We start from the raw sequence: 8,808 nt of genomic DNA on the forward strand, positions 1-8,808 counted from the left end.
GGGTTGCCACCGTAGAAACCCAACGCTAGCCCTGCAACGAGAATAAATATAGAAGCCAGTGCGGTATAGAGGAGAAACTTTGTCGCTGCGTAGCGTCGTTTCGGTCCACCCCAAATAGAGACGAGCAGGTAAACGGGAACTAGCTCGATCTCCCACATAATGAATAGCAGCAATATATCTTGGGCGACAAACACCCCAATCTGGGCAGAATACAGCACCAGCATCAGGAAATAGAATAACCGGGGCTTGCGATCGACTTGCCACGCCGCAAATATTGAAAGTGTCGTCACCAATCCTGCCAGCAGTACGAGCGGGACAGATAAACCATCAACTGAGACAGCCCAATTTATACCCAATTGGGGAACCCAGGCATACTTTTCTGCTAATTGAAAAGTTGCGATGCCTGCATCGTAGTGTTGCCAAAAAACGTAGCACATCAGAATCAAGTCCGCGATCGCCACGCCTAAGGCATACCACCGCACGCGCTTACCGTCTTTATCGGGCAGTACGGGGATGAGTAGGGAAGCTACAAGGGGTAGCAGGACAATCGCGGTTAGCCAGGGAAATTGTTCCGTCATCATGACGATAAGAATAAATACTTATTTCTTACAAATTATCTTACTAAACTTTGTAAAGGTTTATGAATAAATTTTTATCCCAGTCAACTATCTAAACAAGTCTATAGATGGAGGTAATTGACAAGAGTACTCATTAGTGAATGACGATCGAACAAGCGCGATCGCGTTAGATTATCCTGCCTTAAGATGAAAGCATGAATTTAAACCTTGCTGATGCCGTAACCATAGCAACAGCCGTGCGCGCACAACAGGTAAGCGCAACAGAAGTGGCGATCGCCACCCTCGACAGAATTACCGCACGGAATCCAGCACTGAATTGTTTCACCACCGTTACAACTGAAACAGCTTTAGCAGATGCGGCGAAGATCGACCGGGCGATCGCCTCTGGGCAAGATCCAGGCGTTCTGGCTGGCGTTCCCTTTGCGGTCAAAAATTTATTTGATATTGCTGGGATAACGACCCTAGCTGGCTCGAAAATCAATGCTGACAATCCTCCCGCTAGCCAAAATGCTACGGCGATCGCCAGACTGAAACAAGCCGGAGCAATTTTAGTCGGGGCGCTCAATATGGATGAATACGCCTACGGTTTTGTCACGGAAAATGCTCATTACGGTGCAACCCGCAACCCCCATGACACAAATCGCATTGCTGGCGGTTCTTCTGGAGGATCGGCGGCGGCGGTAGCTGGGGGAATGGTTCCCCTGACGCTGGGTTCCGATACCAACGGTTCTATTCGCGTCCCTGCGGCTTTATGCGGTGTCTACGGACTCAAACCCACCTATGGGAGATTATCGCGGGCGGGAGCGTTTTTATTTGCCAGTAGTTTCGACCACATTGGCACGTTTACCCGTTCTGTACGAGATGCGGCGATCGCATTTGACGTGCTGCAAGGATGGGACAGTCGCGATCCAGTTTGCACGCAACGCCCTCCTGAAGAAACGCAAAATTTCATATCTGCGGAAAATAACGGTACGTCTCCATATAATATTGATGGGTTACGCATTGCCATTGCTGAAGATTATTTTCGTACAGGTGCAGAACCGGAAGCTTTAGCTGTTGTAGAACGAGTCGCCCAAGCTTTAGGTGCGACGCAATACGTCATTATCCCAGAAGCTCACCGCGCTAGGGCAGCGGCTTTTGTAATTACAGCCTGTGAAGGGGCAAATCTGCATTTAGCGAACTTGCGATCGCGTCTTGAAGACTTCGATCCGGCTACCCGCGATCGCTTTTTGGCTGGGGCGATGATTCCTGCGAGTTGGTATCTGCAAGCGCAAAGATTTAGACGGTGGTTTCGCGATCGCGTTCGTGCAATTTTTCAACACGTCGATCTGATTTTAGCTCCTACAACACCCTGTGTTGCGCCATTTATCGGGCAACAAACAATTCAGTTAGATGGACGGGAAATTTTAGTTCGTCCCCATTTAGGGTTGTTTACTCAGCCGCTATCTTTTATCGGTTTACCTGTATTATCTGTGCCAGTTGCGCGCCCGGATGGTTTACCTTTGGGGGTACAGTTGATTGCCGCACCTTACAATGAGGGGAAAATTTTACGGGTAGCTGCAATGTTGGAGGCTGAGGGTATTATTGCTGCGTCTGTTATTAGTTAATACCAATGACCTATTACCAATTCCCAACATTTACGTGCAAATCTAACTATGACTAACCCAGTAGTACAAATTCCAACTATCGATTTGCAAGCGTTTAGAAGTGGCGATCGCTCGCAAAGACAAACTCTAGTTGAGCAAGTTTACCAAGCTTGTCATGACAGCGGATTTTTGTATATCAAAAACTCAGGTATTTCTGCTAATTTAATCCAACAGCTATTCATACACTCTCAGCAGTTTTTCAATCTTCCCTTTGAAACTAAGGCTCAAATAGCGTGGTTAGATGAGTCTCATAATAGCGGTTATGTGGGCATAGAAAGGGAACGCCTCGATCCGAAGCAGCCAGGGGATTTGAAAGAAGCATTAAATCTGAATTTAAAATCTATAACTCAAAATTCAGAATTTAGTCCTGAATTTCGCAGTTGTGTATTAAATTTCTGGGAAGCTTGCCTACAAGTAACAGATACGATTCTACAAACTCTGGCGTTGGCTTTACAAATTCCAGAAAACTTTTTTATTGCCAATCATAACGAAGAAGCTCATACTTTAAGATTACTACACTACCCCCCATTACAACAAATTCCAAAACTAGGACAAGTGCGAGCGGGAGAACATTCTGATTATGGTAGTATTACTTTGTTATTTCAAGATGATGTTGGTGGATTAGAAGTAAAAACGAAAGATGGAGAATGGCTTGCAGCTCCAGCAATTCCTGAAACTATAATTGTTAATACTGGCGATTTAATGCAACGGTGGACGAATCATGTTTTTTGTTCTACCAAACATCGAGTCGCGCTTCCTTTAGATGAAAGAGTTAAGCGATCGCGTTATTCAATAGCTTTTTTCTGTCATCCCAATGATGATACTGAGGTTACTTGTCTCCCCAGTTGTTGTACAGAGCAAGCCGCAATATATCCCTCTATCTCTGCCAAAGATTATTTAATTAGTCGTCTACAAGCAACTTATTAATACCCTACAGCAGCGCCATCACTTCTCGGATCGGCAGCACCGTATTTCATATTAGTTTCAGAGTCAATTAAAATCGCGCCAGCATGTCCCATCACATCTGTATAATCTTCAACAACTTTAACAGAGTGACCGCGATCGCTTAATTCTCGAACAATATCTGCTGAAACTCTGCCTTCAATTTTAAGTTCGTTAGTAGCGACTCCCCAAGTTCGTCCTTGCAACCATCTTGGTGCAGAAATTGCCTCTTCGACATTAAAACCAAAAGCAACAATTCGAGTTGCGATCGCAGCTTGAGTTTGAGGTTGTCCTTCTCCTCCCATCGTACCGTAGACTAAATACGGTTTGCCGTTTTGAAATAACATGGCAGGGTTTAACGTGTGAAAAGTACGTTTTTTAGGTTGCAAACAATTTACGTGTTGCGGATCTAAGGAGAAAAAACACCCTCGATTTTGTAATAAAATCCCCGTATCGCCTGCAACTATACCCGAACCAAATTCGTAGTAAATACTTTGAATTAAAGAGACAGCGTTACCATCTTTATCGACGACTCCCAACCAAATTGTATCGCCTTTTGGATCGAGAGGTTGTACTTGGTTAGCGGCTTGCTGCAAGTTAATCTGTGCTGCTAGTTCTTTACCACGTTCTGAAGATAATAGCCAATCTAAAGGAATATTTACAAATTCAGGATCGCTCACATATTTATCGCGATCGCTAAATGCTTGTTTGGTTGCTTCTACAATCAAATGATAGTAATCTGTCGTTCCTTCCCCTAATTTGTGTAAATCGAAATTATTTAAGATATTTAAAATCAATAAAGAAGCAATTCCTTGAGTATTGGGTGGCAAGTTATAAGCGATATAATCGCGATAATTGACTGAAATTGGTTTTACCCAGTTAGCAGTATGTTCCGCAAAATCTTGCAGAGTTAAAATGCCCCCGTTTTCCTGTAAATCTGCAACTATCTTTCGGGCAATTTCCCCTTGATAAAACTCGGCTGCACCTTGAGAGGCGATCGCTGCTAAACTTTGAGCTAAGTGCGGTTGTTTAAATATTTCACCTGTTTGGTAAATCGTTCCATCAGATTTCAAATAGATCTGACGAAAACCAGAGAATCTTTGTAAATTAAAAAACTCTTCTTCTTTATCAAGACTTATTTGAGTCCAGCGTTCTTGATTTTGAGATGTGGGAAAACCAGCTTCAGCAAACTTGATTGCAGCAGCAAAAATTTGCTGCCAAGGCAAAGAATTATTTATGCTTGCTTGAGCGTATTTATATGCTAAATCCCAGCCGGATACTGCTCCAGGTACGGTATTTGCAGCTAAATAACCTCTAAAAGGAATTCTGTCATAACCTTGAGACTGATAAAAATCAATTGTTGCCTTTTCTCCCGCTCGACCGCTAGCATTCAAACCTTTTAATTCTCGCTCTTTGGCATTGTAAATTAACCAAAAATTATCGCCACCCAAACTATTCATATGGGGATAAACTACTGTTAGCGTAGCAGCAGCAGCGATCGCAGCATCTACGGCATTTCCCCCTTGCTGAAGTATCTCTAAACCTGCTTGGGAAGCCAAGTAGTGAGGGGTTGTGACTATGCCGTTGCTAGATGCAGTCATGGCACTAGTTATTAGAATCTACATTCGGTTCAGAATTCTCCAGATTCGGACTCGGTGCGGTGTTATCGAGGCTGGGAAGCGGTTCGGGGGGAGGAGGATTCAAAATTCTCTGCCACTCGCTAATCTGAGCTTGAGCGGCTCCGTAGGCACTGCTGCTGCGCGGAATTTTGCGGGCTATATCGATTCCTGCTTGCGCGTTATATATCCCTTGGTCTTGTGCTAATCGCAACAAGCGATCGCCCCAGTTATTAATTGCTGGATTCACATCCAATCGTAAAGAATTGCTGTTAGGAACCCGATCCGCCAGCCGAATTGCTTGTGCCAATGCATCGGGAGTATCCTGCAAAGCAACTTGCTGTGCTTCGCGCCAATCTTGTTCCGCCTGAAGTTGAGTTTGCCATTCCTTAACTTCTGCCTGCGCTGTTTCATGTAGCGCCCGTCCCGCACCAATTTGCCCAGCAGCAGCGATCGCCGCTGGTAAATTGCCGTTATTTGCCAAGTCTCGCGCTTGATCTAAGAATGGCTGGTCTTCAATCGTTTGGATCTGGCGCGTCCAGTTGCGAATTCGCTTACGGGCTTCGCCATAAAGCGCTCGTCCTGCACCGATTCTACTCGCTTCATCAACTGCTGCTTGTAAAGCGGCGACATCGCCTTCAACCACTAACTCGTCGGCACGGTTGAGGTAAGGTTGGTCTTCAAATGTTTGTATCCGTCGCCGCCAGCCGTCAATTTCTCGCTTGGCTTCAGCAGCACGGGGATTCGAGTCTGGAATCATCAAAGCTTCAGCGATCGCTGCATTTAAATCGGTAACTGCCCCTGGTTGAGCCAGATTGCGCGCTTTTGCTAGATGCTGCACGTCTTCAATTTCTAGTTGCCAACGGGCGATCGTATCTTGGGCTTTATAGTAAAGAGGTCGGTCTAGACCAATTTTTTGCGCTTCGGCAATTGCCGCTTCTATGCTAGAAACAGTACCGACAAAAGCACTCCGATGTGCCTCAGCGAGGACAATAAAGTCCTGAACTTCTGTTTCTAATTTGGCAACAGCAGGAATTTGACTAGCAATTTCAACAGCTTTGTCTACATCTCTTTTATCTAAAGTTTTCTGAGCTAAATCGAGCATTTTGCGCCCGATATCGGGAATCATTGCTTGAGATTTCTGATAGAAATAGCTACCTGCTTCAATTGCTTGAATCTGCTGTATAGCAGCCAGAAAATCATCAGCTCTGCCTCGATTGACTAAGTTTTGAATTTTTCCCAATCTCCCGCCATCTTCTCTTGCGGTGGCGATCGCATATTTTAATTCTTCGTATTTCGTATTTGCCCAATAGTTATTACCGACATTGAGCAAACGTACTGCTGCCATTGAAGCCCGATACCAGTTTTCTTTCGGGATTTGAGACTCAGCTTCGGCATAAATTTTTTCTGCTTCCGCCCAAATCGACTTCCATTTGTCAATTTGCGTTGGGACGGTAGTAGCTGTAGAGATATCTGATGGAATATCAGAGGCGATCGCGATCGCCTCTGATAGCTGTCCGGCTTGAAACTTTTCCTCTGCTAAGGCAAGCAAATCTTGCGTCCACTCTGCTAAACCCCGTTCGATTTCTTGACTTAAAGGATGATTTTGTGATAAAGGCTTTACTAAGGCGATCGCTGCCATTAAATCTGGTACAGTTCGTTTCGCCGCTGCGACTTGAGCGCAATGCAACCGCACCGTCCCTGAAGCCAGAGGCCAAAAAATTGCCGGACAATTAGGTGCAGATGGTAACTTAAATAACATCATCATGGCGACGATCGCCACTCCATTAGCCCCCAACGCTGCCAGAGCTGCCCAAAGCATCCAGTGTTTCCACCACCGCTTGCGTCCGACACTAGGCGGCTCTCCCGATGGAGGTACGCTAGACCACAACTTACCGTCTGTATCTGATGAAGGGGAAACGCTACCAGATTGTGACGAGTTCGATGGTGATTGTGGCATGGCTTCTGAATTGTGCCTTTGCTGGGACAGGTATTGAGACAGCTCGCGATCCGTTGAATATTGAGAAGCGGAGTCTACAGAATGTTGGGTATGAGGCTGATTGCCATTGTCCCCCTTTGCTGGCGGCTGACTCACAGACCAATCCTCTGGCATACTCCGATCGCTCATTGCTCGCACCCAATATCTTAAGTACTATGCTTGATTTTGCCTGCTAAGCACATTCATTGTCATCCTATATTGGTCATTGGTCATTTGTCATTCGTCATTTGTCATTTGTCAGTGGTGCGTGGTGAGTGAAGAGAGGGTGTGGGGTGTAGGGTGTAGGGTGTGGGGGAAAGAGAGCTGAGGTAGCTGAGGGGTAGAGGAGAAATTATTAGTCACTGCTCCCTGCTCCCTGCTCCCTGCTCCCTAAATTAAGACTCTGCCCGTAAATCCAAAATCAACTGCTCTAACTGATTGCTGCTGGCTTTGTAAACTTGTCCGCAAAAGTGGCATGTGGCTTCGGCTCCGTCATCTTTGGCGATCATGTCTTGCAATTCTGCCTCACCTAGAATTTTCAGCGCTCCTAGAACGCGATCGAAAGAACAACCACAATGAAAGCGCACTAACTGAAATTCTGGGAAAATCTCCAGATTCATATCTCCTAACAGTTGCTCGAAGATTTGAGGTAAGGTCTTTCCAGCTTGGAGTAAGGGCGTGAATCCTGCTAGCTGAGCAATTCTCGATTCTAATGTTTGTACTAAAGCTTCATCACGGGCTGCTTTGGGCAAAACTTGAATCAGCAATCCTCCTGCTGCTGTCACTCCTGTAGCGCCGACAAATACGCCTAATACTAACGCTGACGGTGTTTGTTCTGACGTAGCTAGGTAGTGAGACAAGTCGTCGCCAATCTCTCCCGATATTAGCTCTACCGTACTGGAGTAGGGATAGCCATAGCCAACATCGCGTACGACGTAGAGATAACCCTCTGAACCCACAGCACCGCCAACATCCAATTTACCGCGATCGTTTGGTGGTAGTTCGATCGCGGGATTGCCGACGTAACCTCTTACAGTACCGTCTAAACCTGCATCGACTAGAATCCCCTCTAACGGACCATTACCTTTGACCCGAATATTGACTCGCGAATCAGGGCGTTTCATGCTAGAAGCAAGTAACAACCCAGCGGACATAGTGCGTCCTAGCGCTGCCGTCGCCACGTAGGAAAGTTCATGCCGTTTTCTTGCCTCTTCAGTCAGCTTGGTGGTGATAACGCCGACAGCGCGAATTCCCCCATCGGCGGCTGTGGCACGAATTAACCGATCTGCCATGAGAAAACCTTACAATTCTTTACGAATGCTACTCTATTTATTCTAGGTTGGCGATACGGTAAAAGGTTGAGGGGTGAAGTACGGCTTTCCTGGCTGGCGATCGCAGGTTCGTCAAATTCCAGTAGAGCGACCAATGACTCACATAAAAACGCCATAGTAATTTTTTCTTATTGACACTTGGGGGAAAACTAAACATTTTGTTAAAATGCTGACAACAGAGGAAGCAGGAGAATCCCCAAACATGACCCAAACGCCATCCAAAAAGCAAACTGTTATTGCTCCATCGATACTGTCAGCAGATTTTAGCCGTCTGGGAGCTGAGATTAAAGCAGTCGACGAAGCTGGAGCTGACTGGATTCACGTTGATGTCATGGACGGTCGATTCGTGCCTAACATCACAATTGGTCCGCTGATTGTCGAAGCGATTCGCCCAGTGACCCAAAAACCTTTGGATGTCCACTTGATGATCGTGGAGCCAGAGAAGTACGTTGAAGATTTTGCCAAAGCCGGAGCTGATATTATCTCCGTCCATGCCGAGCATAATGCTTCCCCTCACCTCCACCGCACGCTCGGTCAAATTCGAGAATTAGGGAAACAAGCAGGGGTCGTCCTCAATCCTTCTACACCATTAGAACTGATCGAGTACGTGCTGGAACTTTGCGATTTAGTTCTAATCATGAGCGTTAACCCAGGCTTTGGCGGTCAAAGCTTTATTCCATCTGTCGTTCCCAAAATCCGCAAACTGCGCCAAATGTG

At 46.0% G+C, this 8,808-nt stretch carries 8 protein-coding genes; 3 read left to right on the forward strand and 5 right to left on the reverse strand.

The features are described from left to right. The coding region (locus tag ACRC32_RS03735; protein ID WP_438552713.1) for a proton-conducting transporter transmembrane domain-containing protein at positions 1-581 on the reverse strand (581 nt) is incomplete at its 3' end. Positions 582-772: 191 nt separating this feature from the next. On the opposite strand from ACRC32_RS03735, the gene ACRC32_RS03740 reads away from it, so the two are divergent. Both ACRC32_RS03740 and ACRC32_RS03745 read left to right on the forward strand, forming a co-directional pair. Continuing rightward, the gene (locus tag ACRC32_RS03740; protein ID WP_438552714.1) at positions 773-2,185 is read left to right on the forward strand and encodes an AtzE family amidohydrolase; all 1,413 of its coding nucleotides are present in this window, start codon (positions 773-775) and stop codon (positions 2,183-2,185) included. A gap of 48 nt (positions 2,186-2,233) precedes the next feature. After that, on the forward strand, positions 2,234-3,151 hold the full coding sequence (locus tag ACRC32_RS03745) for an isopenicillin N synthase family dioxygenase (protein ID WP_438552715.1): 918 nt from the start codon (positions 2,234-2,236) through the stop codon (positions 3,149-3,151). Here ACRC32_RS03745 and ggt read toward each other — a convergent pair. From ggt to ACRC32_RS03765, 4 genes are all read right to left on the reverse strand, one after another. Further along, on the reverse strand, positions 3,148-4,767 hold the full coding sequence (gene ggt, locus ACRC32_RS03750; protein WP_438552716.1) for a gamma-glutamyltransferase: 1,620 nt from the start codon (positions 4,765-4,767) through the stop codon (positions 3,148-3,150). The two genes, ACRC32_RS03745 and ggt, sit on opposite strands and share 4 nt — an antisense overlap. Positions 4,768-4,771: 4 nt before the next feature. Further along, entirely contained in the window at positions 4,772-6,910 is a 2,139-nt protein-coding gene (locus ACRC32_RS03755) for a chromosome segregation ATPase (RefSeq protein WP_438552717.1), read from the reverse strand. 245 nt (positions 6,911-7,155) lie between these two features. Next, the gene (gene hslO / locus ACRC32_RS03760; protein ID WP_438552718.1) at positions 7,156-8,052 is read right to left on the reverse strand and encodes an Hsp33 family molecular chaperone HslO; all 897 of its coding nucleotides are present in this window, start codon (positions 8,050-8,052) and stop codon (positions 7,156-7,158) included. A gap of 37 nt (positions 8,053-8,089) precedes the next feature. After that, on the reverse strand, positions 8,090-8,248 hold the full coding sequence (locus tag ACRC32_RS03765; RefSeq protein ID WP_438552719.1) for a hypothetical protein: 159 nt from the start codon (positions 8,246-8,248) through the stop codon (positions 8,090-8,092). Positions 8,249-8,293: 45 nt separating this feature from the next. Here ACRC32_RS03765 and rpe point away from each other — a divergent pair. Beyond that, on the forward strand, positions 8,294-8,808 hold a 515-nt coding region (rpe, locus tag ACRC32_RS03770; protein ID WP_438552720.1), incomplete at its 3' end, for a ribulose-phosphate 3-epimerase.

Origin of the sequence: Chroococcidiopsis sp., from assembly GCF_051657925.1 — a bacterium.
Taxonomy (GTDB): domain Bacteria; phylum Cyanobacteriota; class Cyanobacteriia; order Cyanobacteriales; family Chroococcidiopsidaceae; genus Chroococcidiopsis.